This is a genomic window from Tenacibaculum gallaicum (assembly GCF_003387615.1).
Lineage (GTDB): Bacteria > Bacteroidota > Bacteroidia > Flavobacteriales > Flavobacteriaceae > Polaribacter > Polaribacter gallaicus.
Window position 1 is genome coordinate 837805 of the sequence record NZ_QUNS01000001.1, and the last position, 26927, is coordinate 864731.

General features: G+C 31.5%; 19 protein-coding genes and 3 tRNA genes. 12 read left to right on the top strand and 10 right to left on the bottom strand.

The window, feature by feature from the left end; translation table 11 throughout:
* Nucleotides 1-59: 59 nt before the first annotated feature.
* The gene (locus tag C7448_RS03905; protein ID WP_115900027.1) at nucleotides 60-572 is read left to right on the top strand and encodes an ABC transporter ATP-binding protein; all 513 of its coding nucleotides are present in this window, start codon (nucleotides 60-62) and stop codon (nucleotides 570-572) included.
* On the opposite strand, the gene era is transcribed toward C7448_RS03905, so the two are convergent.
* Nucleotides 569-1450, bottom strand: a complete 882-nt coding sequence (gene era, locus C7448_RS03910; protein ID WP_115900028.1) for a GTPase Era — start codon at nucleotides 1448-1450, stop codon at nucleotides 569-571. The genes C7448_RS03905 and era overlap by 4 nt on opposite strands.
* Before the next feature lie 140 nt (nucleotides 1451-1590).
* Here era and C7448_RS03915 point away from each other — a divergent pair.
* The 10 genes from C7448_RS03915 (at nucleotide 1591) to C7448_RS03960 (ending at nucleotide 9612) form a co-directional block, all read left to right on the top strand.
* Nucleotides 1591-1663, top strand: a tRNA-Met gene (locus tag C7448_RS03915).
* Nucleotides 1664-2184: 521 nt separating this feature from the next.
* A tRNA-Met gene (locus tag C7448_RS03920) sits at nucleotides 2185-2257 on the top strand.
* Nucleotides 2258-2366: 109 nt separating this feature from the next.
* Complete coding sequence (locus C7448_RS03925) at nucleotides 2367-3659, top strand: tyrosine-type recombinase/integrase (protein WP_245939425.1); 1293 nt, start codon at nucleotides 2367-2369, stop codon at nucleotides 3657-3659.
* A 144-nt stretch (nucleotides 3660-3803) separates the two neighbouring features.
* Nucleotides 3804-3989: a hypothetical protein gene (locus C7448_RS03930; protein ID WP_115900030.1), complete on the top strand. Its 186-nt coding sequence runs from the start codon at nucleotides 3804-3806 to the stop codon at nucleotides 3987-3989.
* A gap of 107 nt (nucleotides 3990-4096) precedes the next feature.
* Complete coding sequence (locus tag C7448_RS03935; RefSeq protein ID WP_115900031.1) at nucleotides 4097-4534, top strand: hypothetical protein; 438 nt, start codon at nucleotides 4097-4099, stop codon at nucleotides 4532-4534.
* 238 nt (nucleotides 4535-4772) lie between these two features.
* Nucleotides 4773-5396: a JAB domain-containing protein gene (locus C7448_RS03940; RefSeq protein WP_115900032.1), complete on the top strand. Its 624-nt coding sequence runs from the start codon at nucleotides 4773-4775 to the stop codon at nucleotides 5394-5396.
* Between the two features lie 300 nt (nucleotides 5397-5696).
* Nucleotides 5697-6482, top strand: a complete 786-nt coding sequence (tssD, locus tag C7448_RS03945) for a type VI secretion system tube protein TssD (protein ID WP_115900033.1) — start codon at nucleotides 5697-5699, stop codon at nucleotides 6480-6482.
* Nucleotides 6475-7860, top strand: coding sequence for a hypothetical protein (locus tag C7448_RS03950; RefSeq protein ID WP_115900034.1), 1386 nt, complete (start codon nucleotides 6475-6477; stop codon nucleotides 7858-7860). The genes tssD and C7448_RS03950 overlap by 8 nt, the downstream gene beginning before the upstream one ends.
* Nucleotides 7860-8486 (top strand): toxin-antitoxin system YwqK family antitoxin, encoded by a 627-nt coding sequence (locus tag C7448_RS03955; RefSeq protein ID WP_115900035.1) that lies wholly within the window; start codon nucleotides 7860-7862, stop codon nucleotides 8484-8486. The genes C7448_RS03950 and C7448_RS03955 overlap by 1 nt, the downstream gene beginning before the upstream one ends.
* Before the next feature lie 469 nt (nucleotides 8487-8955).
* Nucleotides 8956-9612: an IS1 family transposase gene (locus C7448_RS03960; protein ID WP_115900036.1), complete on the top strand. Its 657-nt coding sequence runs from the start codon at nucleotides 8956-8958 to the stop codon at nucleotides 9610-9612.
* A gap of 142 nt (nucleotides 9613-9754) precedes the next feature.
* On the opposite strand, the gene C7448_RS03965 is transcribed toward C7448_RS03960, so the two are convergent.
* The 6 genes from C7448_RS03965 to C7448_RS03990 all read right to left on the bottom strand — a co-directional run bounded on the left by C7448_RS03965 (nucleotide 9755) and on the right by C7448_RS03990 (nucleotide 17803).
* The gene (locus C7448_RS03965) at nucleotides 9755-10540 is read right to left on the bottom strand and encodes a DUF4261 domain-containing protein (RefSeq protein WP_047788658.1); all 786 of its coding nucleotides are present in this window, start codon (nucleotides 10538-10540) and stop codon (nucleotides 9755-9757) included.
* Nucleotides 10541-10905: 365 nt separating this feature from the next.
* The gene (locus tag C7448_RS03970; protein WP_047788692.1) at nucleotides 10906-11700 is read right to left on the bottom strand and encodes a cation transporter; all 795 of its coding nucleotides are present in this window, start codon (nucleotides 11698-11700) and stop codon (nucleotides 10906-10908) included.
* A gap of 1 nt (nucleotide 11701) precedes the next feature.
* Nucleotides 11702-13885 (bottom strand): TonB-dependent receptor, encoded by a 2184-nt coding sequence (locus C7448_RS03975; protein ID WP_115900037.1) that lies wholly within the window; start codon nucleotides 13883-13885, stop codon nucleotides 11702-11704.
* Nucleotides 13886-13951: 66 nt separating this feature from the next.
* A complete protein-coding gene (locus C7448_RS03980) occupies nucleotides 13952-14362 on the bottom strand; it encodes a Fur family transcriptional regulator (RefSeq protein WP_047788656.1) in 411 nt (136 codons plus the stop codon).
* Between the two features lie 272 nt (nucleotides 14363-14634).
* Nucleotides 14635-16581: a hypothetical protein gene (locus C7448_RS03985; RefSeq protein ID WP_147300493.1), complete on the bottom strand. Its 1947-nt coding sequence runs from the start codon at nucleotides 16579-16581 to the stop codon at nucleotides 14635-14637.
* Between the two features lie 115 nt (nucleotides 16582-16696).
* Nucleotides 16697-17803: a tyrosine-type recombinase/integrase gene (locus C7448_RS03990; protein ID WP_115900039.1), complete on the bottom strand. Its 1107-nt coding sequence runs from the start codon at nucleotides 17801-17803 to the stop codon at nucleotides 16697-16699.
* A 111-nt stretch (nucleotides 17804-17914) separates the two neighbouring features.
* On the opposite strand from C7448_RS03990, the gene C7448_RS03995 reads away from it, so the two are divergent.
* Nucleotides 17915-17982: transfer RNA gene (locus tag C7448_RS03995), tRNA-Ser, on the top strand.
* A 55-nt stretch (nucleotides 17983-18037) separates the two neighbouring features.
* On the opposite strand, the gene C7448_RS04000 is transcribed toward C7448_RS03995, so the two are convergent.
* From C7448_RS04000 to C7448_RS04010, 3 genes are read right to left on the bottom strand one after another with little or no spacing between them, the layout of a single operon-like run.
* Nucleotides 18038-19951 (bottom strand): OmpA family protein, encoded by a 1914-nt coding sequence (locus tag C7448_RS04000; RefSeq protein ID WP_170136999.1) that lies wholly within the window; start codon nucleotides 19949-19951, stop codon nucleotides 18038-18040.
* Between the two features lie 12 nt (nucleotides 19952-19963).
* On the bottom strand, nucleotides 19964-20884 hold the full coding sequence (locus C7448_RS04005; protein ID WP_115900041.1) for a PorP/SprF family type IX secretion system membrane protein: 921 nt from the start codon (nucleotides 20882-20884) through the stop codon (nucleotides 19964-19966).
* 10 nt (nucleotides 20885-20894) lie between these two features.
* The gene (locus tag C7448_RS04010; RefSeq protein ID WP_115900042.1) at nucleotides 20895-26630 is read right to left on the bottom strand and encodes an Ig-like domain-containing protein; all 5736 of its coding nucleotides are present in this window, start codon (nucleotides 26628-26630) and stop codon (nucleotides 20895-20897) included.
* Between the last annotated feature and the right edge of the window lie 297 nt (nucleotides 26631-26927).

A 26927-nucleotide genomic window follows, 5' to 3' on the forward strand; every position in this document is an offset into this window, starting at 1 on the left:
ATGAATTTTAGATAGTATATAGTTTTTGCTATATTGTTGGCTTTTAATATGTTATTTTAATGGATGATAGATTGTACAATCAGGTTTTTTTAAAACCTCGTTTTCAATTAGAATATGAAATAAGCTCTCAGGTTTTGTTAGAAGAGGTAAAGAAGCACTTAAACGATGTTTCCAAGTATAAAATGAAGGTTGTAGATAATCATGTAGTGATTGATGTACCAGAAAAAGAAGCTCATTTATGGTCACCTCAATTACATATAGAAATAGAAGAGGTATCAGATACTTCGTCAAAGATTAAAGGATTGTTTGGTCCAAAACCACAAGTTTGGACTTTTTTTATGTTTTTGCACTTTTTGGTAGGTACGGCTTTTATAATTTTTGCCATTATAGCATATAGCAACTGGTCGTTAAAAAAAGTAACAATGCTGCCAGTGGTGATGTTAGTTGTTTTACCCATTGTCTGGGTTGCGTTATATTTGGTTGGTAGTTTAGGTAAATCAACAGGAAAAAAACAAATGGATGAGTTGAAAGAATATACCAAACAATTGTTGCAAACAATTAAAAGAGATTAATCTTTGTATCCGAATCGTTTTAATTGACGGTCATTAGAACGCCAGTTTTTATTGATTTTTACATATAAGTCTAAAAAAACTTTTTTATCAAAGAATTGTTGTAAGTCTTTACGGGCCTCTGTTCCTACACGTTTAATGGCGCTTCCTTTGTGTCCAATAATAATTCCTTTTTGGGTATCACGTTCTACCATGATTACAGATCGAATTTTAATAATATTGTCTTCTTCAACAAAACTTTCAGTTTCTACTTCTACTGAATAAGGAATTTCTTTTTTATAATGCTGAAGGATTTTTTCGCGAATTTTTTCGTTCACAAAAAAACGTTCAGGTTTATCTGTTAACTGATCTTTTGGATAAAAAGGAGGAGCATCAGGAAGTAGTTCGATGATTTTGTAAAAAACGGTATCTACATTGAATTTCTCTAAAGCAGAAATAACATATACGAACGAGTTAGGAACTTTCTTTTTCCAATATTCAATTTTTGCTTCTACTTCTTCCTGTGAAGATTTGTCTATTTTGTTCAATAATAAAATTACTGGAATTTTACTTTGAATAATTTTGTTGAAAAAAGCTTCATCCTTTAAAACAGTTTCACCAACTTCTACCATATAAATAAGTACGTCAGCATCTTCAAAAGCAGACTTTACAAAATCCATCATAGATTCTTGTAACTCATAAGCAGGTTTTATGATCCCTGGAGTATCAGAAAAAACAATTTGATAATCCTCTCCATTAACAATACCTAAAATACGGTGCCTAGTAGTTTGTGCTTTCGAAGTAATGATTGACAGCTTTTCTCCAACTAGGGCATTCATCAAGGTAGATTTTCCTACGTTTGGGTTTCCAATAATATTTACAAATCCTGCTTTATGTGTCATGATGCAAAGATAGGTTGTTTTATGTAAGAAGTATTTATTTTTTATAGACTTGTTATTTTAGGTAAATATACTTATATGAAAAATAAATACTTTTTATTTGGGTAGAACAAGAAAAAGAATGTATATTTGCAACCGCAAATCGCGGGATAGAGCAGTAGGTAGCTCGTCGGGCTCATAACCCGAAGGTCACTGGTTCGAGTCCAGTTCCCGCTACTAAGCAAAAGCTTTCGAGAAATCGAAAGCTTTTTTTGTAATAGATATAGAATCATAGTTTTTTCGATTTGATTCTTTTTTGATCACATATACTATACATTTTGTAATTAGAAATCCATTGTAGATATGTTTTAGTGCTTAAACATATTTCTTATGAGTTTTATTTCAAATCTTAGAAAGCTTAAATATACCTCTATTTGTTCCCGTTTGGTTACATTCCTGTTGAATAATTGTATTAGTACTAGCATTGACTTTTTCTTCTGTGGTTTGAGTATAACCTAGTCATAAATATCCTTTATCATATTTCCAAGAGACCTGTTTTTATTCTGGAATTATAGTTTCTTGATGTTTTTTTAGAACTATGTTCCTTTACACTTAGATTGATGTCTTGTGTTTTCGGGTTAATGTTGTTTTTTATTTAGTTTGTTAGGGAGGAACCCCATATTTAGAATCAAAGCAAGAATTATTAGCTTTTTATTTGGATAGAACAAAGAAAAAAACGTATATTTGCAATCGAAAATCGCGGGATAGAGCAGTAGGTAGCTCGTCGGGCTCATAACCCGAAGGTCACAGGTTCGAGTCCTGTTCCCGCTACTAAGCTAAAGCTTGTTAAATCAACGGATTGTTTACCACAATCCGTTTTTTTATGTCTTTATCTTTCTTACTTTTACGTACCGTAAACGCTAGCGTAAACGTTTTTAATATGAAATTGAATTTTTCAGAGCCTAAAATATATACAGGTGGAGTACGAATTTCAGAGTGGTCGAAGCTGACAAAATCTGAAAAAGAAATTGCATTAAAAAAGGATTGGTTTGTATATTATTCTTATAGAAACCCTAAAACTCAAAAATTACAAAGGCAGCCGCATATTAAGGCAGGAGTTAATAAATTAAAGACAAAGCAAGAACGAATTACATTCTTACGAACAATGCAAAAAGCGTTGCTAGAGTTATTACAAGCAGGATTTAATCCATATATAGATAATTCAGAGCTAGAAGCTGAACTTTTCGGTGATGCTAGTAAAACGCAATCTTCAAATATTGCACAAGCGCAAAAAGTGCAAAAAACGCAAAATAGTTTTAATACCAATGAATTAGTAGAGAAATCAATATTAGAAGCTTTTGAAATAGGTTTGAAATTGAAAGAAAAGTTAATGAATAAAAATTCATTTACTAAATATAAAAGTAGAATCAAACGTTTTTCGAAATGGTTAAAAAAGAGAGGGTACGAAAAACAATCGATACTTACTATTGATAAGAAACTTATTATAGAGTATTTGAATGAAGTTTTACAAAGTTCAAGTGCAAGAAATAGGAATAACACCCGTACTGATATAGCTTCTTTATTTCAAATTTTAGAAGACAATGAACTTATCACAGAAAACTTTGTGAAAAAGATTAATGTATTAAAATCTACACCTACGAGAAATAAAACCTATTCACCAAAACTACAGGAAGATATTTATAGTTATTTAAAAGAAAATGACAAACACTTACTATTATTTATTCAATTTATATCGTATAATTTTTTACGCCCAATTGAAGTATGTAGGTTAAAAGTAGAAGATATAGATATTGAAGATAAAAAACTATATGTAAAAGCCAAAAACAGCCCTGTTAAAATTAAGATTATACCAGAAATTTTACTAGAACAATTACCAGATTTATCAAATAAAAAACCAAACTCTTTTTTATTTACTCAAAACATAATAGGAGGAGATTGGGATATTGAAGAAGAAAATAAAAGAGACCATTTTACCAAAAGGTTTAAAAATATAAAAGATCACTTTAAACTAGGTAAAGAGTATGGTTTGTATAGTTTTAGACATACTTTTATCACAAAACTATATAGAGAATTTCGTAAGACAAATTCTCCATTTGAAACTAAAAGTAAGTTAATGTTGATTACAGGTCATACAACAATTAGTGCATTAGAAAAATACTTAAGAGATATAGATGCTGAATTACCGAAAGATTATTCTTCTTTAATAAAATAATCTATACTAGCCGATTTTAAAAGTGTCGAAAAGTAGTTTATCTTTACTTAACCTTGCGTAAAGTGGCGTAACCTAACGTAACTGATTTCACCTATTTGTAGAGTTGTTATTATTGCCTTTAACTCTGTTAAAGCAATAAAAGTATTGAACGCACAAGTAGTATATCAAGTAGCAAAAGCTCTTCCAAAAGAAGAGCAAAAATTGTTGTTTGAAATGCTACAAAAAGAATTTCGTTTGAATATGCATAAGGCAAGGAAACGTAATACCCCTGTCTTAACAAAAGAAGAAGCAACTCAATACTTACTAAAGAATGTTTTTAACAAGAAGTAATTTAAAATAAAGACTTATTGAAAAATTAAGTCTTTATTTTTTTACTCATTTCAGAAAACGTTAAATTCAATAAAATTTAACGTTTTAGGATGCTAAAATTGATTAAAATGAAGATAAATTGTGAAAATTGTGGTGAAGTATTTAAAAGAAAAAGAAGAAATCAAAAGTATTGTAGTTCAAGTTGTAGAACTATGGCTTGTTACAAAAGAAATAAATATGAGTATGTTTCAGGAGGATATAAAAAGCCTACTAACAAATTAGGAGCAATCAAAGTCAAAAAAGAAAAGCAGCTTTTAACTAATAAGTCAAACCCAAAGTTAGAGAGTCTAATACAAAAAGAGAAAAAAATATTTGACACAAAAAGTATAACAAATACAGTTGCGAGTAATTTAATTTCAGAAACTGCTGTTTATGGTCTAAAAAAAATATTAAACCCTAATTCTTTGCCTGCTACGAAAGGGGATATAGAAAAAGTGTTATTACAAATTCAAGAAACGCAAAGATTGTTAATTGAAATGAAATTTAAAGATAAGTTTAAACTTTAAGTAGCTTTATATTTTTTAAATTAAATCAAGGAGTGTTTTTTAAAAGTTCTTTTTGATTATCAGAAATAAAACTATTTAATTGTGTTGAATTATATAGTTTTAAGAGACGCAATAAAAACGCAAAAAAAAGAGCAATAACTAATTCTTGTGATAAGAATGGCACTATTATACACAATATTTAATTAATGAACATAATTTACAGTAAAAAGAAACAAAATAAAATCTTATTTTTGTTTTTATGGATATAAAATTGACAGAACAAGAGAAGATAAAAATCTTAAATTCCGACGATATTTACGGAATTATGCAGCGCATTTTATTAAGAGATAATAAAATAGACCAAAATCGTGAGCATTTTTGGGTTATTGGTTTAGCAAATAACAACCGTATTCTTTTTATTGAATTAATAAGTTTAGGAACTGTCAATGCAACCTTGGTAGAACCTATGGAGGTATTTAGCTTTGCGTTGCAAAAAAGAGCTGTTAAAATTATATTGTGCCACAACCATCCAAGTGGTGAATTAACTCCATCAGACAATGACAAAAACCTTACAGATAGGTTGATACAGGTTGGTATTATAGTAAATACCCATGTAATAGATCACTTAATTATCTCTGATAAAAGTTATTTGAGTTTTGCCGATAATGGTCTTTTGCAAGAGCTGGCAAAAAGTACTAAATATGTGCCTAAATATGTTTTAGAAGAACAGATAAAAAAGGAGATGTCTAAAATAATTGAGAAAAATAGAAATATTGAGATAGCTAAAGCTTTTAAAAGAAGTGGTCTTGATAATGAGTTAATTGCTAAAAACACAGGTCTTACGATTGAAGAAGTAAAAAAACTACGAGTGAAAAGGTCATAAAATAAATTTCTAATTATAAGGCAACAAAATTAACTTGTTAATACCCTTATTTTTCCTGATAAAACTAATCAAGTACTCAAAAATTGAAGTAAAGAAGTAAAAAGACAAGTACTACTTAGTAACTTGTTAAGTACACAATATTATTTATGTACGTACAAGTTTCGTATAAAAATGATTAGTTGCACTTAAAATACAATGTCTTATAGTAAATAGCTTAAAAGTCAGAAAACTATCTGCTTATTTTTCTAAATGTTTTTATATATTTAGGGTCAAAAATTGTTAACCCTTCAAAATATATCTATGAACATAAAAGCGAAGCTCTTTGTATGTGGAGAGGAGCGAGAATTAATTGCTACCAGTTTAAATTACATTCGACTTACTGATTGGAACGGCAAACCTACATCAGCCCTAATGGGAGGTACTTTTACCGTTACTTTTAAACCAGAAATGTACGATGATACCTTTATTGAATGGATCATAGCGGATAGAAAAGACAATAAAAAAATACGTCACCCTTTTAATCTTTATCTATTAAGAGATGGTAAAGTAGTTTTTTATGAAGATGATTTTGACGGAGTAGAACTATTCCAATACAACTTTCAAGACGGTGTACTTATAAACTACCATGAGGTTTTTGATAATCAAAAAGGTATGCAGGTTACCTTAACCATATCGCCTGCAATGCAAGATTATCGTTTTTTTAATAATAGTACCGATTGGCGTAGAAAAAGCCGAACTCGTTATATAAAACCATGGCAAGAGAGTTTTATATCGCCTATAGAAGATACTCCTTATAAAGCGAAAGAAGATATTATGCCAAGATTTAAAAGGTATTTTTTTGAGAATAAGAACGGAGAACGAATACAACAGGATGATATTGAGATAAATGAAAAAGTTATCTTAGTTATAGAAACAGAAAATGCAGAGGGAGAAACAATAACCATTGATTTAAAAGACGATAACCTAAATTATAAATACCAAAATAAAGTATTAGAAAACGATATTTTGAAAAACGTTTCAATCACAGGGAAACAAACAAAATTAGAATTAATAGCTATTGAAGAAAAAGTAAATAAAAATGACTAAAGAAAAGGAAAGAACGTACAAAGGAATAGCTTCTTTTGATAGTGGTAAAGGAAATACAATGGAAATTACTTTTCCAAAAGTAAGACCAGCATTAAAGTTTATAGCAAATTTAAGAAGGCTAGATAGTTACAAAGGAGAGTTTGGTTTTGATTGGATGAGGGATGATTATCAAACTATATGTAAAGATTACGAAAAGTTAAAGAAAGAATATACTCCAACTAAAATTCATGATAAAGATTACTTTGTACCTTGGTTAAGTATGTTTCCTCAACAGGAAGATGTAAAACTTAAATTAGAAGTTGAGATATTAGAAGGAACAGCAACAGACGTTGATATAATTAAACTACCTAAAAAAGATGGTATACGTTTTGAACCTGAACAAATAAAAGTAAATGAGGTTGAGAGTAAGCAAATAAAAATTATTTGTAATTCGCCTTTGAGTCATGATGTAATGATTGACTTGTTAGATAAGAATGATGAAAAGGTAGGAGCGATTAGTGTGGTTAAGAATGCAAATCATGAGCAATTGCATTTTAATATTATTCCTGTACGTATTTTAAGAAGTATATCTAAACAAACAGATATTGACATTATTGAAAAACAGATTGATATAGAAGGAGTAATAACAAAAAATGGAGTTAAAGAAAAAGTAAAAGGATGGGGTGATAAAGGCACTGATTTAACCGCTGATTTAAAAAATCTAGAAAATTATCTAAACAAAAATTCATTAAATCAAGCGTTATTGCAATGTAATATTGGCAAGGTTTATGATTTAATTATAGATGAAGATAAATGGATAGATGATAATTTAATTATAGATGAAGGGTGTATTTTCAAAGATACCGAAATATTAGAGAAATTACATGACGAATTTAAAAATCAACACCCTATTCAAGCTAAAAAGAGAGGTTTAGTTTTGTTCTTATCTCCATTACGTAAAGGAGGTGCAGGAGGAGAAGGAGAGATAAGTGAAATAGATGCTAAAAGATTAGTCATTTATCAATCTAACTTATGGGATAAGACAAGTTTTTCTCATGAAATCTCTCACGTTTTGGGACTTACACATTCATTTCAGAAAAAGGCTGATAAAAATAAGGTTTTCGAGTATAATAAATACATAAAAGAAATTGATGATTATTTTAATTCATTAATAAAAAAAGGAACTAGTAAAAGTGAGATAGCAAGAGAATGGGCAAGTTATAAGGAAGGTTATAGAGTTATTAGATCGTATTTAAATACTTATTATAGAAATCCATATATTTTTGAAAAAACTAAAACTGAGAACATTATGGATTATAGTAATGTTAGGAAGTCTTTTTGGAGATACCAATGGAAAGCAATGCAGGATGATATGATTAAATTTTACAATAAAAGATAATGAAAAACTCAACACTAATATTATTTTTATTTCTGTGTTATAATATTTTAGGTCAAACTCCAGAAAAAATAAAACCTCCAGCAGTACTCTTAAATTCTCTAGAGTTAAAAAAGGAGGTTAGAAGTGGGAAAAATTATTATAGTCACGTTGATAAAAGGAAGTTATATGATAGAGAATATAAAATAATTATACATACAGAAGTAAGAGAAACTATAATAGATACTGTTCCTACAATACATAGTGAGGGTAATGATTATGATTTTGGCTCACATTTTAAAGGTAAGTCTATAGGAATAATAGAGAAAGGCTTCTTTAATAAAGGTTATAAAAATGGGCTTTGGAAAGTTACTTATAAAAATAAATTAGTAAAAACTATAAATTATAATAATGGTTTAATCATAGGCAGATATAGGGTTTATAATGCCAAAGGACAATTATTATATAAAACTACATTTGGCTCAAAAGGTAATGGTAAATATAAAGATTTTAATTACTCTACAGGGGTTTTAAAAGAAGAAGGTAATTATGAAAATGGTAAAAAAGAAGGTGAATGGTGTTTATATAATGAACAAGGGAGTTTGATAAAAAAAAATAACTACAAAGAAGGAGAGTTTATAGACGATTAAGTATATAATATAAACTTAATCAGGGACAGACTGAAAATATAATGGATTATGGAGGTAAGAGGTTATCTTTTTATAAATGACTATTGGATATTTTATGATGAAAAAGGTAATGAAACCCATAGAGAATATTATAAAAAAGGGATTTTAATTAATGAGTGATTCTAAAAGAGAAAGTTGTATTTGCAAGATTTTTAAATTACCTAAAAAATGATGATTAAAGAAGTTGAAAAGTATCATGGTATATAAATATATAGTCTTTTTTATATTCATTATTAATGTTGGTAGTGTAGTAAAATAGTGCTTATTGAAAATAAGGTTTGATTTTATTTAAAAATCAAGAAGTTAAATAAAAGATGCCGTTCTAAAAAGAACGGTATCTTTTGCTATTTGAAATAGTAAAAAATCGTTAGAAACTATTAAATCTAGGCTTATTTCTGCTTCATGTAGTAAATTAGCGCTTAAAAAAGCTATGAATTGTACAAAGTGTAATGCTTCCAATTCTATTAGAAAGGGATTACAAAATAATAAGCAGCGGTTTTACTGTAAAAATTGCAAAAAATATTTTCAATCAGATTATAGATATCAAGCATACAAAACAGAAACAAATGATTTCATAAAAAAATTACTTAAAGAAGGTTGTGGAATCAGAAGTATTAGTCGAATACTCAACATTTCTAGTAAAACTGTTTTATCAAGAGTTTTAAAAATAAGTAAACAGGTAAAAACACCGTATTTTAACAAGTTTGGGCGCAAATTTGAAATTGATGAAATGTGGAGTTTTATTGGTAACAAGAAAAATGTTACTTGGATAACCTATGTGTTAGAAAGAGAAACAAAAAGTATTATAGACTTCTATGTGGGTAGAAAATCAAAAGAAACAATAAAACCTTTAATTAATAAAATTCTCTTACTTCAACCGAGTAAAGTTTACACCGATAAATTGAATATTTACCCAAGTTTAATTCCCAAAGAAATTCATAAGCGATTTCAGTATTGTACTAATAGAATTGAGCGAATGAATTTAAATTTAAGAACACATATAAAACGATTAAGTAGAAAAACTATTTGTTTTACAAAAAACCAGAAATATTTAGAAGCACATTTGAAAATTTATTTTTGGGGATAAAATGAAATTTTGCAAATACTGCAAAAAAATATTTATGATTAATTACTTTCCCTTTTTGATTACCCTTTAAATTTTATTAATCTGTTTATTAGTGTATTGAGTGGTTGTTTTTCCTGTCCGCCGTAATTGCGGTTATACATTGTTACCTGCTGGCTTTTCTTTCCAATTTCCACATTCCATAAGGATTTTCAAAAAGTTCGTCTCCAATATTCGGTTGGTTTCTTTCTTCATTAATTTCAAAAACTGGCGAATCCATATCTGTGCTAAATGTCTGTCCTGATTGAATTTTAGGTTTGTCTATAAGTTGGTAATATCCAAAAACAGAAAGTAGATTTACTGATTCTTGGAACTCTTCGTTGTAAACAATGCTGTCCTTAAGCCCTAAGTTGTGCATTCCACAAGTATAGGTTGTTCCCTTTCCATCACTTATTGAATCCAACACATACATTTGATAGAGATTAGACTCTTTAAAATCGGTTAATAATTCAGTCCAATGTTCTTTTGTAAACGCTTTTCCAGTTGTTTCTACTTTAATTCCCGTTCCGCCCGATTTTAATATCGCATTTCCTGCTTCTGCAATTTCTTTAGCCGATTTCAAATCTCCAGTTTCTGCTGAGAGATAAACAACGAATTTGTGCTTGTCGATTTTTTCTAAAAAATCTTCTGGAATTCGATTTACCATTCCTGCAAATTTGAAGGAATCTTTCATTCTGTCATCTCTTTCGTATATTTCCAATTCAAATCCTTTATTGGTCTTTAAGTTCAAAAGAACCATTCCAGCAAAAATGAAATCATTCATATTGTTTTCTGCAATTGCAGTTACTATTTCTGTTCTATCATTCCAATTTCCAGGAATGCAGAGGATCGTTTTAGGTTTTATTTCAGCTTGATTAACTGATTTTTCTTTCTTTTTGAAAATGTTGAACATAGTTGTGATTTCAGCTTGCAGGTAACGGTCTAGTATATGAAACGTAGCGTATAAATAAACACTAACTTTTCGGATTATACACGAGCCAAATTTTTATTTTTTCTATTTATCTTTAATTTTTTAAATATACAAAAATAAAAATTTGGTGGACTTAATAGAGAAGCAAAAACCTCTCGAAAAGCCTGTAATAGCTATGTTTTATATACATTGTTGTGCATAGTGCTTTTCACGTTTTGCTTGGTTTTCCGATGTTTGTTATTTAGTTCTAAATTGAGCGTTGGCAAGACATATTCTTTTACAGTTTTGGTGGTGCGATGGCTTGAGCGACTGTAAATGTGTATGGCTTTCAGCGTTGGCAATTCCGATTACTTACTTAATTTCAAAATCCGAAATGCACCTTGTATTACCACTATAAAAACGATTGTTCCGATAATCAAATCAGGTTTGTTGGAATTTAGCCAATTCACTAAAATTCCTGCGATTATTACTCCCAAATTGATAATCACGTCATTGGAAGTAAAAATCATACTCGCTTTCATATGTGCCTCTTCTTTGCTCTTTGACTTTTGCAAAATGTAAAGACAAATTCCGTTTGCGATAAGTGCTAAAATCGAAACGATAATCATCGTTGAAAAATCGGGAAGTTTCTCGGCTCCAAAAAATCTTCTCAACACTTCCACAAATCCGATAATCGCAAGTGTTATCTGAAAATAGCCTGCAATTTTTGCAATCCGTTTTTTCTTAATCAACGTTCCGCCAACCGCAAACAAGCTAATTCCGTAAACAAAACTGTCGGCAAGCATATCCAAACTATCGGCAACCAATCCCATTGATTTCGAGATGAGCCCTGTGGTCATTTCGATAATGAAGAAGACAAAATTTATCGCCAGTACAATCCAAAGTAGCTTTTTTTGGTTGGTGTTTTCTACAAAATCTTTTTTGTTGGTTTCTTCGGTCGAGATTTTCTTTCCGCCTAATTTTAATTCGATAATTGACTTTTCAATTTGGTCGTTATGACCATCGTGAAAAATGGTCAATTTTCGGTTGGGAATGTCAAAATCGAGATTTTTGATTTCTTGGATTCCATCCAATTTCATTCGTATAAGATTTTCCTCGGAAGGACAATCCATCTTACTGATTTCAAATATCGTTTTGTTCATTTTAGTCGTCATCTTCGTTTCCAAAAGGTTTGATTATTACTCCAACGCTAAATATAAAACCGTCTGTTGGTGCATAAATTTCGGAAAATTCTGGATTGTCGTGTGGTGGCAAAACCAATGGCGAAAACCTGCTTTGTCTTCTGTCCGTAAAGTTTTCAAAATTCACAAACGTTGTTCCCCATTTAAAATTTCGCATTGCCACAAAACCCATTGTTATGAAGTCGGTTGTTTCTGTTCCATTAGACAAAAATTGTTTTCCTGTGTAAAACGTTTCGTAACCGATTCGCCATTTTTCAGATTCGTACATCAAAACACTTCCTGCGTTGTGTTTTGCAGTTAGCGGTTTTTGTGGATTTCCAGCCAAATAATTCAATTTTGTGTCAATGAGTGCATAATTCAAGAACCAACGAAAATCTTTATAGGTAAACTTGATGTTTGTTTCAGCACCTTTGCTCAAAATTTCATCTGTTGCATTCTCAAATTGGAAAAATCCATTATCAGTTGAATTTAACAGTAATGCATCATTAATCGCAGTTACATAAAACAGTTGATTAATAGAAAAACCAATTGTTTCAAATAAACGTGTTTGATAGTTGAAGTCAAGATTTACACCGTAAGAACGTTCCGCATTTAGTGAAGATTTATCAATACCAAGTACATTTTCAAAATTGATAAATTCCGCCTCTTCTGTAAAAATATCTGGAATTTTGTAACCTAAACCACCACCAATTCTGCTGGAAAATCCGCTATCGTTTTTGTATAGCAATGAAACTCGTGGAAGCGGGAAAAAGCCAAAATCGGTATTGTAATCTGTTCTGAATCCTGTTTCCAAAATCCAATTATCCGAAATGTCATAAATGTTATTTACAAATGCTCCATAAGTTATATCCGTTTGGTCGCGTTGCAAAGTTGCATTATCATTTTCATCAAAATCAGAAGTATATAGGTTTGCACCAAAAATCCAATCAGTTTTATTGGCTGACTTTTGATAGTTTATTTCCGTGAATGTATTGGTTTGTTTACCGTCAAATGTAAAATCGGGAATGGTCAGTTCTCTGTCGAAGAACGAGATACTATTTTTGATAGTTAATGAACTGACGGAATCTATTTGAGTTTCGTAAACCGCTTGACTGCTCAATCTTTTCGATACGTTTTCTTCGGTATATTGATGGACGCCATTTTCGCCACTTTCAATTTTTGTGATGTCGCCACCAATTCTGTCGTCATACGTTCCGTTTAAGCCAAACCAAAATGTTGTTTTTTCCGATGGATAATAAAAGAACTTTGGGTTGAATGAAATCGAAGTTGTTTTTGGCAAGTTACTAAAGTCATCATCTTCTGGGTCATACGCTTTTTGATAATGACCTGAACCATAAAGTGAAACACCAAATTTTTCATTCCGTTTGCTGTAAAATACATTTGCTGTACTTCCCAGAGCTTGGGTTTGTGTCAACATAATATCCAAAGCAGGTTCTTCGTCTGGTGTTTTGGAAACCATATTTATCAAACCTGCAATCGCTCCACCACCATAAATCGTTGATGAACTTCCTTTTATTATTTCAAATTGTTTTAAGTCCAATGGCGGAATTTGTAAAATACTCAAACCGCTGGAAAAACCGCCATAAAGTGGAAATCCATCTTTCAAAAGTTGTGTATAGCGTCCATCGAGACCTTGAATTCTAATGTTGGTATTTCCGCTACTTAACGAAGTTTGTTGCATCTGTATTCCTGTACTTTCTCGAAGTACCATTGAAATATTGGTTGGGTTCATTACTGCTTTTTCGCTTAATTCCTCCGCTCCGATAAATTCAATTCGAGTTGGAATTTTTCTAACAGTTCGTGTACTTCTTGAAGATTGTATGACTACTTCGTCCAATTCATTTCCTCCAGATTCAAGTTTGAAAGTGAACGTTTTTTTTGTGCCGACTACAATAGTTGTTTCTATGGTTTTGAAACCTACGTATGAAATTTTTATGGTTTGGTTGCCGTTAGGGATTTCCGTAAATGTGGCAATTCCGTCAAAATTTGTTACCGCTCCTTTTTCAAGCTCCTCGAAATAAACTGTTGCTCCAAGTAATGGTTCGTTGGTTTCCGAATCTGTAATGAAAATAGAAATGTCGCTGTTCTGTGCGAAAGAAATAAATGATATAACGAAGAAAAATGAAGTTAAAAATGCTTTTGTCATCTGCTAATTCTGTTTTTAAGAATAGTGCAAATGTAAATTCCTTTTACTGCAACTCGATTGCAAAGATTACTTGTTGCAGTTGTCGCACAAGCCTTTTACAACCATATTAGCTTGTTGTAGTTTGAAGTTTTGAGGAAGTTCAATTTGAGGAATTGGAACATCGAAAAGGCAGAATGTTTTATCGCAGTTTGTACAGTAAAAATGATAGTGCAAATCCTTTGGGTCGCAGTTACAGCCTTTGGCACAAACCGCATATTTGGTCATTCCAGAACCATCTTCAATGCTGTGGATAACTTTGTTTTCCTCAAATGTTTTCAGCGTTCTGAAAATCGAACTTCTGTCAGTATATGCCAATGCGTTTTCAATATCTTTTAAAGATTGGGCTTTTTCTTGGCTCAAAAGATGTCGTAAAACCACAGTTCTGACTGCGGTGTTTTTTACTTTTTTTATTTTTAGGATTTCTTCTTCAGTTTGCATTTTCCTAATGTATCATTTTTTTCGAGCGTTGGCGAAAAACAGCTCTTTTATTTTTTTAGCGTTGGTATTTCGCGTTGGCAAAAAAAATAAATGTGCTGTTTGTGCGGTTGGCTTTTTTAGTTCAAATGTTGAATTTTAGAACGATTTTTTGCATTATGCACAACGTGATTGTATAAGATTAGTGGCGTGTTTAAGCACCTAATTTAGCAAATAAACACCAAATAGAAAATCCGCGAAGATTTTCGTAAGTAGGCGAGGACTAGCCATTAATTTTATACGGTGTTAGCAGCAGTTTTTTTATTTATCATTATATCGTCCTCAATTTTCAACAAAGTAAGAATTATTATTTTTAGAATTAAATAGTAATCATTTTTGTGCTTTTGCTCAGATTGAGTATTTGTTCCGTGTGAATATTTGTTTCTTAAATCATATCCGTTTGTAAATGTTTTTTGATTTAGATAAAAATTATAATATTTTACTTCTTCTTGAGATAATAAAGTGTTTTCGTTAAACATTTTTTTATCCTCAATTAGTAAGTCAATTTCGTCTCTAACGAATTTTGGGTAATGCCAATAATTTAATAATTCATTTCTATGTAATTCTCGAATTATGTATATAAAAGTTATTTTATCTATTTCGACTATATTTTCTGTATTTATTTTTAAGTAACCATCTTTAACTAGACTTTGAATTGTATCAATTTGATAGTTTGCAAAATCATCTAAGTTTACAGTTTCTTTTGTTAATAAATCAAATAGGTTATTGTGCTTAGTTTTGAAAGTTTTTGTGTAAAACATATGACTTTGGTCAGAAAAAAATATGTGCTTAAGTCGTAGGATTAGATTATCATTGGAATAAATATACTTTCTTTTATTGTAGCTGGTAATTTGACTAAATCCGATTGGTTTCGAACTTAGTTGAAGCAGTTCAATATTGATAGTGCCATCTTCAGCTAAACTTTTATATTGTTTTAATAAGAAATCAAAATCGGGTAAAAGAGTGCGGATTTTGTCTAATTCAGGCGAGTTTGATACTCTAACTTGAAATATTAAATTATTGGATTCTATTAGTTCATTTATATGTAACATAAATGAATTAATTAACTGCTCAATTCCACTATCTTTTCTTCTTAAATAATTATCTATGAGATGTAACTGTAATATAGATAGCATTTCTTTTCTAGCAAAAACTGCCCCTATTTCGTAATCGTTTTTGGATTTTAAGCCCATTATACGTTCCATAACATCTAATTCACTTGCCTTACTCACTAAATAAATTAATGAGGTTTCATCAGTGTAATTAAATAGGAAACTAAATATTTTGAATAAATCTACTTGATTTTCAATTCCATCCAAATATTTTTCACTGTAAGTCGCTTCTATTAATCCATTTTCATTTTTAAATATTACAGGTTCGTCTTGGACTTTACTAAGTCCACCTTGCACTCTAATATTCCAACTATGACCTTTTTCTAGTATTTCATTATTTTGTTCTTCAGCCTTTTTCTTTGCTTTGTATCTTGTTTTGTCAGAAAGCTTTAATTCATTTGAGCTTTTTGATTTTTCAGCCAACCTTACGTAGTTTAAGTTTGATTCTTCACGGTCTAAATAAGTGTTTATTATGTATTCCTTATCTTCTAAACTCAGACTTTTTGGAAAATAATATTTAGTTAATTTATTGTCTGCATTTTTTTCTTCAAATTGAGAAAGTAAAATCTCAGCTGAATTTTTGTAGGTCAATAAAAAATCTCTGATTACTTTATTAAATTTCTGAACTATATTTTTTTGTTGCAGTACATAATTTACTTGATAAGAATATTTTTTTAGAATTTCACTAAATGTTAAGTCAGATATATTTTTATATATGCTAAGTTTATTTATTAATTCCCAAATGTTATTTGTGTAGTTGTAGTTTAATTCGCTTAAAATTTTATCAAAATTTTCGTCATTGATTTTTAATAATTCAAGTTTTAAAGTTTTCCAAGTCTTTTCTGTAATTTGAATATAGCTCTCTTTTTCAGATATAACCCATTTAGGTAAGAAGAGGTCGTTATCAAAATATAACTTTATATTATAGAATTCAAGTAAATCATTAAATGTGAAATTTTGTTCAAAACAAAAATCGGTTAATAATTTTTCGGCTTTAATCAGGTTAGGGTTTCTAGCCATATCCTCTTTAGAATAAAATACTATTCTATCAATTTCTTCTCTTTTATCCACATTTTTTGTCAAATTGCTGCTAACTTGTTTATATAGATGTAAAATACATTGTTATACAACTTAATTTATACTGTAAGCGATGTATATGTACATCTTTATTTAAACTAAAAATAGGTTAAATATTAAAATCATCAAAAGGATTTTTAATTTTTTCTAAACTAGTTGTACTAATATGAGTATAAATCATGGTCGTTTTAGGATTATTATGCCCTAATAATTCTTGAATAAATCTAATATCTGTTCCATTTTCTAGTAAATGAGTAGCGTAACTGTGGCGTAGGGTATGAAGTGTTATGTTTTTATTAATCTTACAGGTATTTATAGCTCTTTTTAGAACTTGTCTAGCACTTATAGAACTGTATTTTGGTTTTGTTTGTCCTTCAAAAAGAAAAATAGAGGGGTTGTACTGTTTTATGTATTTTCTAATTAACTCAATCATAATAGGGGAAACAGGAACAACCCTGTCTTTTTTACCTTTTCCAGATTTTATATGTAATAAACGCCTATTTAAGTCAATCGAGTTAGTTTTTAAATTTATAGCTTCTCCTATTCTTAATCCACAAGAATAGATTAAGCTCAGTAAGGTTTTATGTTTTACATTTTTTATAGAAGTCAATAATAATTTTACTTCATCTAAACTTAATACTTCAGGTAATTTTTTGCTTTTTCTAGGTCTGTCTAAATTATTTAAGTTTAGTTTGTTATTTGTGTTATATTTATAAAATAATTTAATTGCATTAATTAATTGATTTTGAAAAGTTGAAGAAAAGTTATTCTTGATTATATATTCATTATTAAAAGTTTCAATATCTTTTTTGGTTATATTTTGAATATTCCCTTGATGATTGAATCTAAAAAAAAGTTCAATCATTGAGATATAGGTTTTGATAGTGTTTGGGCTATACCTCATTTGAATTAACCACTTTTTAAAAGCACCAATTGAAGAATAAAATTTTCGTTCTAAAGGGGGTAATTGTTTACGTTTTCTTGATTTATTTACTAGTTGACTGTAATCAACTTTATAATTGTTTTTATTTAGGTAACTACAAAAACTATTTGCATTTTGTTTAGAAAAAGGCAAGTAAAATGTTTTATGTGTTTTACTCCATTTAACTAAAGGGTGTTTTTTGATGTACTGCTTAACAGTAAAGTCATAATCAAACTCAATTTTAATTTGATTGATTTTATGGTGTATAAAAAAAGATAATGTTATTTTTTTCATAGAGTATTTTTTTATTCAAAAGCTATAATAAAAATAGACTTTTTTTTATACATTTGGGATTATAATAGTAAACAATATCGTAAACGATTTTGTAAGTTTTAATTATAAAAAAGCGAGAAAATTGGCATTCCTTCGAACTCATAACCCGAAGGTCACTGGTTCGAGTCCAGTTCCCGCTACTAAGCAAAGGCTTTCAATTTAATTGAAAGCCTTTTGTTTTTTAATTAGTGTAGATTACTTTTTTTCGATATAAAAATAAGACCTTCTATTTTGTTGATGTTCCTTTTCAGTACATTTATTTTGATTTAGGTCATTACAGTTATTTAATAACTGTTCTTCTCCATACCCAGTAGCATTTTTTATTCTCTCTGAAGAAATACCTCTTAGTATAATGTAATCTCTAGTAGATTTAGCCCTCTTATCAGAAAGTAGTTTGTTATATGCTTTAGAACCTCTACTGTCGGTATGAGACTCAATTCTTATATTTATATTAGGATTGTCTTTTAATACAGAAATGATGTATTCTAATTCATATTCGGCGTCTTCACGAATGTTATACAAGTCAAAATCAAAATAAATAGGGTTTATAACGATTTGATCATCTGTGATTAAAGATTTAAGCTGGATGTTTTCTGTAATTAATCTTTTGTTAGCGTTAAGTGTTTTTGTGTTTTTTTGGGAGTTTCTGTAATCTTTTTTAGAAGCAACAACTACAAAATTCTTTTCGCAATCTATTCTCTCAAATAAATAACTACCATCTTTACTAGTTGTTTTAGTTGAAATGGGTTTCCCTTGTTTATTTATAAGCTGAACGGTAGCGTTTGGGATAGGATTACCTGTTTTTGAGTCAGATATAACTCCTTTAATACTCTCTTTACAATTATATATTTTAAAACTATAAATATCATCATCTCCTTTACCTTCCTTTCTGTTAGAAGAAAAGTAGCCTTGAGTATGTTTGTTGTTAATAATGAAAGCAAAATCATCAAAAGAACCATTTATGGGGTTTCCTAAATTTACTGGTTTTGTATAAGAGTTATTTGTGATTTTAGACTCAAATACATCTAAACCTCCTAAGCCAATATGTCCATCAGAAGAAAAATACAAAACATTATCGTTTCCTAGAAAGGGAAACATTTCCTTACTCTCTGTATTGATGATACTACCAAGGTTTTCAGGTTTTCCAAAGGTATTGTTTTTTAAAATAGCCACTTTATAAATGTCTGTACTTCCAAAACCATTAGGCATGTCAGAGACAAAATAGAGTGTTTTTTCATTAGGGCTAAGGACGGGGTGTCCACAAGAGAAGTTATTACTATTAAAAGGAAGTTCTTTTACATTACCCCAATAGTCACCTGTTTTAGTAGCTTTATAAATTTTAAGATGAGAAATATTATTCTCATCTCCTATTAATCGCTTGCCATCAAAGTTGTCTCTGGTGAAATAAGCTGTTTTTCCATCTTTAGAAATAACAATGTTTGATTCGTGATATTTAGAGCTCAACCCTTCAAGAATGATAGGTTTCTCCACATCCAAAACTTTAATAGAGTTGTTACTTTGTTTTGCTTTATAAATGTTTAAATATGGTTGTTTGTTCCATCTATAGAGTTTTTTGTTTTTTTCTGCTTTGGGTTGAGTAGAGGAAAAGTATAAATAATTATCATAAATAGCCCCTCCAAAGTCTGAATAAGAAGTGTTGCTAGATAGGTTGTGAATATTTATATATGTTTTGTCTCGATTAGAGTATTCAACAAAATAATTAGCATTTTCTTCTAATGCTTTCACACGACTATCATTTTTATTTAGCTTTAATAACCATTTGTCAGATTCTTTTACCTTACCATTAGTTTTTAAAACCTGTGCATATCTAAATATATGTTTGGGTTTAGCAGAGTTCTCGTATAATTTCATTAACTCTTGATAATTTTTCTCAGCTAGAATATATTTAAAATTGAAATAATAAGAATCTCCCAATCTACTTAATACAGTATAAGAATTATCTCCTTTATCGTGAATAGTTTGATATAATTCAGCAGATTTTTTATAAGAAAATTCTTCAAAATACCTATTAGCAGCATACTTTCGCTGGCCACTAATGGTAGTTGGTATAAATGTTATTATAATTAAAAAATGTATTGCTTTTTTCATCTCATTCATCATTTAAAAGAACCTAGGAGATTTCATTGCTGGTTCTTTGAATATTTCCCACTTTATCATTAGTTCATAGGTTCCAGAGTTGTAGTTACTATAATTAGAGGTGGTAAGGTCATAGGCCAATCCTATATGTAAATTTCTAGAAGCTTGAAGCCCTATTAAAGCACTAATAGAATCGTCCCATCTCCAAGCTATACCTGCTGTAAATTTTTCATTGAAAAGAAAGTTAGCAGATACATCTAATGATAAAGGTGCTCCACTTACAATTTTTGTTAGAAATGCGGGTTTAAACTTAATGCTTTCATTTAAGTTAAATACATAACCACCAATTAGAAATAAGTGCATTCGTTCTTTTGCAATATCACCTCCATTATTAGAATCATCGTAATGATCTGTGCTAATAAAGTTTGGAATAGCGGCTCCTAAATACCAATTAGAAGTATAGTAATAAATACCTGCTCCAATAGTTGGTAAAAATTTATTAATGTTTCCAGTTAAACTCTTGTCATCTCTGTCTTTAACAAGGCCTTTATTCCAGTCAACATTTAAATATCTTCCACCAAGTTTTAACCCCAAAGCCAAATTACCTTCATCACTAGTACGAACGGTATAAGAAGCATTAACGTCTAGGAAAATTTCATTGGCAGGACCTATTCTATCATTAGTAAGATTGATACCTAATCCAACTCCGCTAAAACCTAGCGGAGTATCGAAACTCAATGTTTGAGTGTCTGGGGCACCTTCAATACCAACCCATTGAGTTCTTGCAAGAGCGTTTATTATAGTATGTCCACTTGATCCAGCATATGCAGGGTTCACACTCATAGTGTTATACATATATTGGGTATATTGAGGGTCTTGTTGAGCATTTACATTTATTAATATTTGTATTAAGAATATTAATGTGCATAGGTGTTTTAATTTCATATTATTTTTTTTATCTATTAATGTACAGCCAGCCTACTTTTGGTTTTGAACCATTACCTAAATTGATAACATAAAAATAGGTACCTGAAGGTAATTTTTCATCAATATTAATTGTTGTTCGTCCATTAGATACTCCTTTAAAAACAACATCTTTATTATTATAGCCAGAAGCTTTATATACAATGTTACCCCATCTATTAAAAATCTCAACAGTATTGTTACTATATTCAGGTCTGTCTATACAAGAGATGAAGAAAATATCATTATCACCATCACTACCAGGAGTCATGATATTATAGGGAGTACCACATGGTTTTGTATTAGGGTCTAGATAGTCAGGAATACCATTGTCATCGGTGTCAAGAGCATCGTTAGTTGTTGGGTCAGGGTCTCCAGGGTTTTCATCCGAAGTGTTAATACCGTCGTTATCATCATCAATATCTTGAAAATCTGGAATACCATCTCCATCATTATCAGGAATGTCTACAGGAGTACCTCCATTATCTGTGTCATAAGTATCATCTAAACCATCTCCATCTGAATCATTGCCAGAAGGAAGGCTGTCAGGTATTCCATCACTATCATCATCATTTCCTTCAATAACATCTGGAACCCCATCATTATCACTATCAGTATCAAGACTATCAGGAATCCCGTCTTCATCGGTATCTGTGTTGCCATCTCCTTCATCAGTATCTAAAATTCCATCATTATCATCATCAATATCAGTAATATCAGGAATTCCGTCATTATCAGAGTCTAATAAACTGTACGAATGAGTATCGGTAGCTGAAGCGGTATTTCCAGTAGTATCAGTTGTCGTAACACTTGCGTCTACTGTGGTATCTGGGTCTGCTGCCAAATCTGATCCAGGTACACTAATGCTATAATTTCCACTAGCGTCTATTGTACCTGTATAAGTGTTTCCATTAATGACTAAGGTTACGGTATCACCTGTATTAAAGTCACCACTTACAGTTCCAGTTACAGGGATGTTGGTTCCAGCTTCCGCTGCGTTAATAATATTATCAGAGGTAATATCATCTATAACGATAGAAAGAGTAGGGGCTGTAGTGCCTACATCGTACACATGAGTATCGGTAGCTGAAGCGGTATTTCCAGTAGTATCAGTTGTCGTAACACTTGCGTCTACTGTTGTATCTGGGTCTGCTACCAAATCTGATCCAGGTACACTAATGCTATAATTTCCACTAGCGTCTACCGTACCTGTATAAGTGTTTCCATTAATGACTAAGGTTACAGTATCACCCGTATTAAAGTCACCACTTACAGTTCCGGTTACTGGAATGTTGGTTCCTGCTTCTGTTGCATCAATAATATTATCAGAGGTGATATCATCTATAACGATAGAAAGGGTAGGAGCTGTGGTGTCCACATTGTACATATGAGTATCGGTAGCTGAAGCGGTATTTCCAGCAGTATCAGTTGTCGTAACGCTTGCGTCTACTGTGGTATCTGGGTCTGCTGCCAAATCTGAGCCTGGTACACTGATGTTATAGTTTCCGCTTGCGTCTACCGTACCTGTATAGGTATTCCCATTGATTATTAAGGTTACCGTATCGCCTGTATTAAAATCGCCTCCTACTGTTCCGGTTACTGGAATGTTGGTTCCTGCTTCTGTTGTATTGATACTATTGTCTGCCGTAATGTTGTCTACAGTAATGGTAGGAACTGGAGCTGTTGTATCTACATTGTATGAATGACTTATACTATAGGAGCAAGATGCGTACGACAAGAAACTTCCGTCTACTGTAGTGTCTGCATCGTCAGTTAACTCTGAGCCTGGTACACTGATGCTATAGTTTCCGCTTGCGTCTACGGTACCTGTATAGGTATTCCCATTGATTGTTAGGGTTACCGTGTCTCCCGTATTAAAATCGCCTCCTACTGTTCCGGTTACTGGAATGTTGGTTCCTGCTTCTGTTGCATTGATACTATTGTCTGCTGTAATATCATTTATAGTTAAGTTAACTACTCCACCTACAATAATAGTTGCTGTGGCCGAAGTAGCTTCTGTACACGCTCCACTTTGTACTACTGCACGATACTGTGTGGTAGCGGTAAGGTTGGTCGCCGTTAATGTGGTGGTGGTATTGGCAATATCGGTATCGGTGGTAAAGTTATCGGTAGAACTCTCCCAGCGGATGATGTTCCCGGTATGTCCACTTAAGGTTAAGGAAGTGGAGTTGGTTCCCGTACACACATTGGTACTTCCTGCGATGCTTCCACCTACCGAAGTAGGATCTACGATGATGGTTGCTGTGGCCGAAGTAGCTTCTGTACACGCTCCACTTTGTACTACTGCACGATACTGTGTGGTGGTACTTAAGTTGGTCGCCGTTAATGTGGTGGTGGTATTGGCAATATCGGTATCGGTGGTAAAGTTATCGGTAGAACTCTCCCAGCGGATGATGTTCCCGGTATGTCCACTTAAGGTTAAGGAAGTGGAGTTGGTTCCCGTACACACATTGGTACTTCCTGCGATGCTTCCACCTACCGAAGTAGGGATAATTGTAAGAGATACTTCATCTGAAGCTAAAGTTTGGCATGTATTAAGTGTACTTATTACTATTAATCTATATTTATTAGTGGAAGCGGTTACTGGCGGGTTGGTTAAAGTTAATGCAGGAGTAGTTGCGTTGCTATATATTCCTCCATTAGAAATACTATTCCAAGCTCCAACACCTGCAACTTGTTCTAGCCATTGATATACTAATCCTGTTGTAGTACTAGTGCTACCACTATAATCAGGTGTGGTAGATGGAGCGCTCCCTGTGTAACTAGTCGTACTTAAAGAGCTTGCTACAGCTGTAAAAGTAACATTACTTCCGGAACATATAGTGCTACTACTTGGTTGTGTGTCTATTTGTATTTGGGTAGCAATTATTTCGTTACCTGTGGTTTCTTGTCCTTGATCTCCTCCTATATCTGCTGTTCCAGAAGCATTTACAAGGTCAGGCACTCCATTGCCATCTATTCCTCCTTGACTTACTATATTTATTCTACCATTTCCATCTAATTGACTTGAAGCAACACTTTCACTTGCTTCTATAGCATCGTAGCACCCGTCATTATCACTATCTAGATCTAAATGATTTGGTATTCCATCATTATCGGAATCTAAAAAGCCTCCACAAATTAAAGCTAAGTTAATAGGAGATTTTGTATTTCCAGATTTTAGATCAAGTTTTAAAGATGTTGTGGTTGTTTTAATTTCCCAAGCTTCAGATGCTGAAATAGCTCCTAAGCCATCAAAGTTTAATATTCCTCCAGAGTTAGAGTTAATAGTTAAATCACTATCTGGGTCAGCTACTGTAAATTCTCCAGTTGAAGTTAATTCCCAAGTATCTCCTGAATCAAAATTTCCAGTTATACCAATTTCATGTTTTAGAGAAACTGTTACTGGGGATGAAAAAGTAAAAGTTGCTGTTCCTCCTTGAGTGATTAAGATATCTCCATTAGCATTACCTTGGTCTACTGTACCAGTTGTAGTAATTGTTACATCTATTATTTTTTCCGTATCCTGATCATAATAACTACCAGAGGTTAAGGTGCTCCCAATTCCTGTTAAATCTAATGGAGTTCCTGCACAAGCTAATGATTCTTCTGTGTCTAATATTCCATCATTATCATCATCTAGATCTACTCTATCGGCTATTCCATCTCCATCAGGATCTGTTCCTGAACCATTAATAGTAATTACTAAATTAGCTGTATCAGAAGATACTCCATCGGAAATTTCATAAAAAAAGGTGTCTGTTAATGTTTGACCTATAAGTAAGCCTGCTACTGCAGGGTTTGTAGTGTCAACAATATATTCATAGTCTCCATCTGAATTCATAACAATTGTACCGTAGGCTCCAGGATATGAAGTGTTAAGGTTAGCAGCATTAAGATTAGCTAATGATGTACCAAGTCTAATAGTAGTGACAGACCCTGAGCCTTGCCAATGAATATCTGAAACACCAGCAATTTGTCCAAGTGGATCAGCATCTGTAACATTAGGTCCGTAATTATAACTTAATCGTAATTGGTTGATTGGTTGTTCGAAAAATACATTAATATTCCCTGTAGCATCACTAGGTATAGCATTACCTATTCCATAAAAAGTATTTCCTCCAGCATCAACTACTCCTCCAGTTGTGACATATTTGTATGTAGCATTTCCTCCATTTAGTGTTCCTTCAATCTTCATTTGATCTTGCCATGAATTTCCTTGTGAAAAATCAATATCTGTTAATAAAAAACCTAAATTGAATACAGGTTGATCAAAATCTATAACTAAAACAGTGTCGTCAGTGGGATTAGTCGTACCATCTATATTGTATAATAAATAACCAGTATGACCTCCGTTGGTAGTATAGTCTACCGATTGATTAAAAGATGTACCAAACCCACCTGGGTCTAAGGTTGTAAATGAGAGACCTACGCCATCTACAGTTTTAGATTTTCCATCGACGGTTTCTCCGCTTGTAAAATTACTTTCCCAAAACAATGTTGATAAACCTCTGTCTACAGTATCAGAACCTCCTGTACCTGGGTCTATAATTACATTTCCTGTGGCACTAGCATCAATAAAAGCAGTTAGAGAGTCGGTATTGTCAATAGCTTCAGGAGCATCATCTACACCGTTAATTGTTATAGTTAATATACCGTAGTCTTGTATTCCTAAAGCATCTGCAACTGTGTATGAAATTATATCATCTAAGTTTTCTCCGTTTCTTAAACCAGTAACAGAAGCACTTGTTTCGTCAACATCATAAGTATAAGTACCATTTGCTTGTATTGTAATTGTACCATATAATGTGGTGTATGTGTTATTAACCATAGATGGATACACGTCTACTTCGGTAACAGATATTGCTGTTGAACCAGAATCGTTTGTTAAAACATTGCCTGTGATTGTCCCGGTTGAGTTTGCTGATATACTATTAGTTTCATCAACAACTGTTGGCGGCGTTGTATAAACTCTTATTATGGTTTGTGCGGTTGTAAAGTCTCCATTAGTATCAAAAATGGTAACATCCATTGTTCGTACGCCATCTGTATAAGGGCTTTGTATGTCTCCATAGAACAGGGTTGATAAAAATGTTTCGAATTCAGAGTTCGCAATCGGATTACCTGAGGTTTCCGTTATATTAAAAGAAGTATTTGTTAGTTGAGTTATCTGTATTGTAGAGCCTCCAATGGTATATGTAAATGGACCAGAAACAGGTACTTGTAACCATAATAAGTCAAAACCACCGTTATTAATAGCTAGCAATTCACCAAAAGGAGAATCAACAACGCCTGAAAAATTTATGGTTGCACTTAAAACCCCTGTATCTGTTGTGACTTGTGGATTTACTGTTAAAGGGAATACATTAGAAGTTGTTGGTTGTAGCTGAAAATCATAGTTGTTTCCAGAGGTTATGTTATTTAGGTCTAAAGTAGGAGCGGCCATCATCATGTTAAAAGAAGAAGAGGAAAATCTTTGCCTTGTTCTACTTTTATTGACTTTAGGTATTTTTCCTGTCAACAAAGAACTAGTTATGGAGCTAAGAGGGTTATTGGAAGAACTTAGCTTTGTATCTTGTATTGGTTTGTAAGACAAAACTTTGTTAAGGTTGCCTTTTTTTAGGTTTTCTTTTACAAATACTTGACCATTAATAGTTAAAGTAAATGTTAATAAAATTACATATAGTATGCTTTTATATATATTATAGTGAGGGAACTTATTTTTCATATAAAGCTAATTTTTATTTAAAATAGAGTATGATACAAATACAGAATTGTAACTACATATTCTTTAATTTTTTAGTTTATAAAAATTAAAGAATATGGTAAATCATATTAACCATATTGATGGTGTGAATTATGTGTAAGTTGGATACAAAAACTATATAAAGTATACTAGAGTGTTTTTATAGTTAGTTAATTGTGGTTCGTAATTACGTGAAATTTGTATGGATATATTTTAGAGTAAATCCCACAAACTGTTTTGAAAGGATTGAAAAAACTCATTAAATATATTTTGTGTTTT

What these genes read in the sequence shown, in the direction of transcription:
- C7448_RS03940 (WP_115900032.1), top strand. Translation starts at nt 4,773, where the DNA reads ATGGATATAAAATTGACAGAACAAGAGAAGATAAAAATCTTAAATTCC.
- C7448_RS03935 (WP_115900031.1), top strand. Translation starts at nt 4,097, where the DNA reads ATGAAGATAAATTGTGAAAATTGTGGTGAAGTATTTAAAAGAAAAAGA.
- C7448_RS03970 (WP_047788692.1), bottom strand. Translation starts at nt 11,700, where the DNA reads ATGAACAAAACGATATTTGAAATCAGTAAGATGGATTGTCCTTCCGAG.
- C7448_RS03905 (WP_115900027.1), top strand. Translation starts at nt 60, where the DNA reads ATGGATGATAGATTGTACAATCAGGTTTTTTTAAAACCTCGTTTTCAA.
- C7448_RS04005 (WP_115900041.1), bottom strand. Translation starts at nt 20,884, where the DNA reads ATGAAATTAAAACACCTATGCACATTAATATTCTTAATACAAATATTA.
- era (WP_115900028.1), bottom strand. Translation starts at nt 1,450, where the DNA reads ATGACACATAAAGCAGGATTTGTAAATATTATTGGAAACCCAAACGTA.
- tssD (WP_115900033.1), top strand. Translation starts at nt 5,697, where the DNA reads ATGAACATAAAAGCGAAGCTCTTTGTATGTGGAGAGGAGCGAGAATTA.
- C7448_RS04000 (WP_170136999.1), bottom strand. Translation starts at nt 19,951, where the DNA reads ATGAAAAAAGCAATACATTTTTTAATTATAATAACATTTATACCAACT.
- C7448_RS03925 (WP_245939425.1), top strand. Translation starts at nt 2,367, where the DNA reads ATGAAATTGAATTTTTCAGAGCCTAAAATATATACAGGTGGAGTACGA.
- C7448_RS03950 (WP_115900034.1), top strand. Translation starts at nt 6,475, where the DNA reads ATGACTAAAGAAAAGGAAAGAACGTACAAAGGAATAGCTTCTTTTGAT.
- C7448_RS03965 (WP_047788658.1), bottom strand. Translation starts at nt 10,540, where the DNA reads ATGTTCAACATTTTCAAAAAGAAAGAAAAATCAGTTAATCAAGCTGAA.
- C7448_RS03960 (WP_115900036.1), top strand. Translation starts at nt 8,956, where the DNA reads ATGAATTGTACAAAGTGTAATGCTTCCAATTCTATTAGAAAGGGATTA.
- C7448_RS04010 (WP_115900042.1), bottom strand. Translation starts at nt 26,630, where the DNA reads ATGAAAAATAAGTTCCCTCACTATAATATATATAAAAGCATACTATAT.
- C7448_RS03955 (WP_115900035.1), top strand. Translation starts at nt 7,860, where the DNA reads ATGAAAAACTCAACACTAATATTATTTTTATTTCTGTGTTATAATATT.
- C7448_RS03980 (WP_047788656.1), bottom strand. Translation starts at nt 14,362, where the DNA reads ATGCAAACTGAAGAAGAAATCCTAAAAATAAAAAAAGTAAAAAACACC.
- C7448_RS03990 (WP_115900039.1), bottom strand. Translation starts at nt 17,803, where the DNA reads ATGAAAAAAATAACATTATCTTTTTTTATACACCATAAAATCAATCAA.
- C7448_RS03975 (WP_115900037.1), bottom strand. Translation starts at nt 13,885, where the DNA reads ATGACAAAAGCATTTTTAACTTCATTTTTCTTCGTTATATCATTTATT.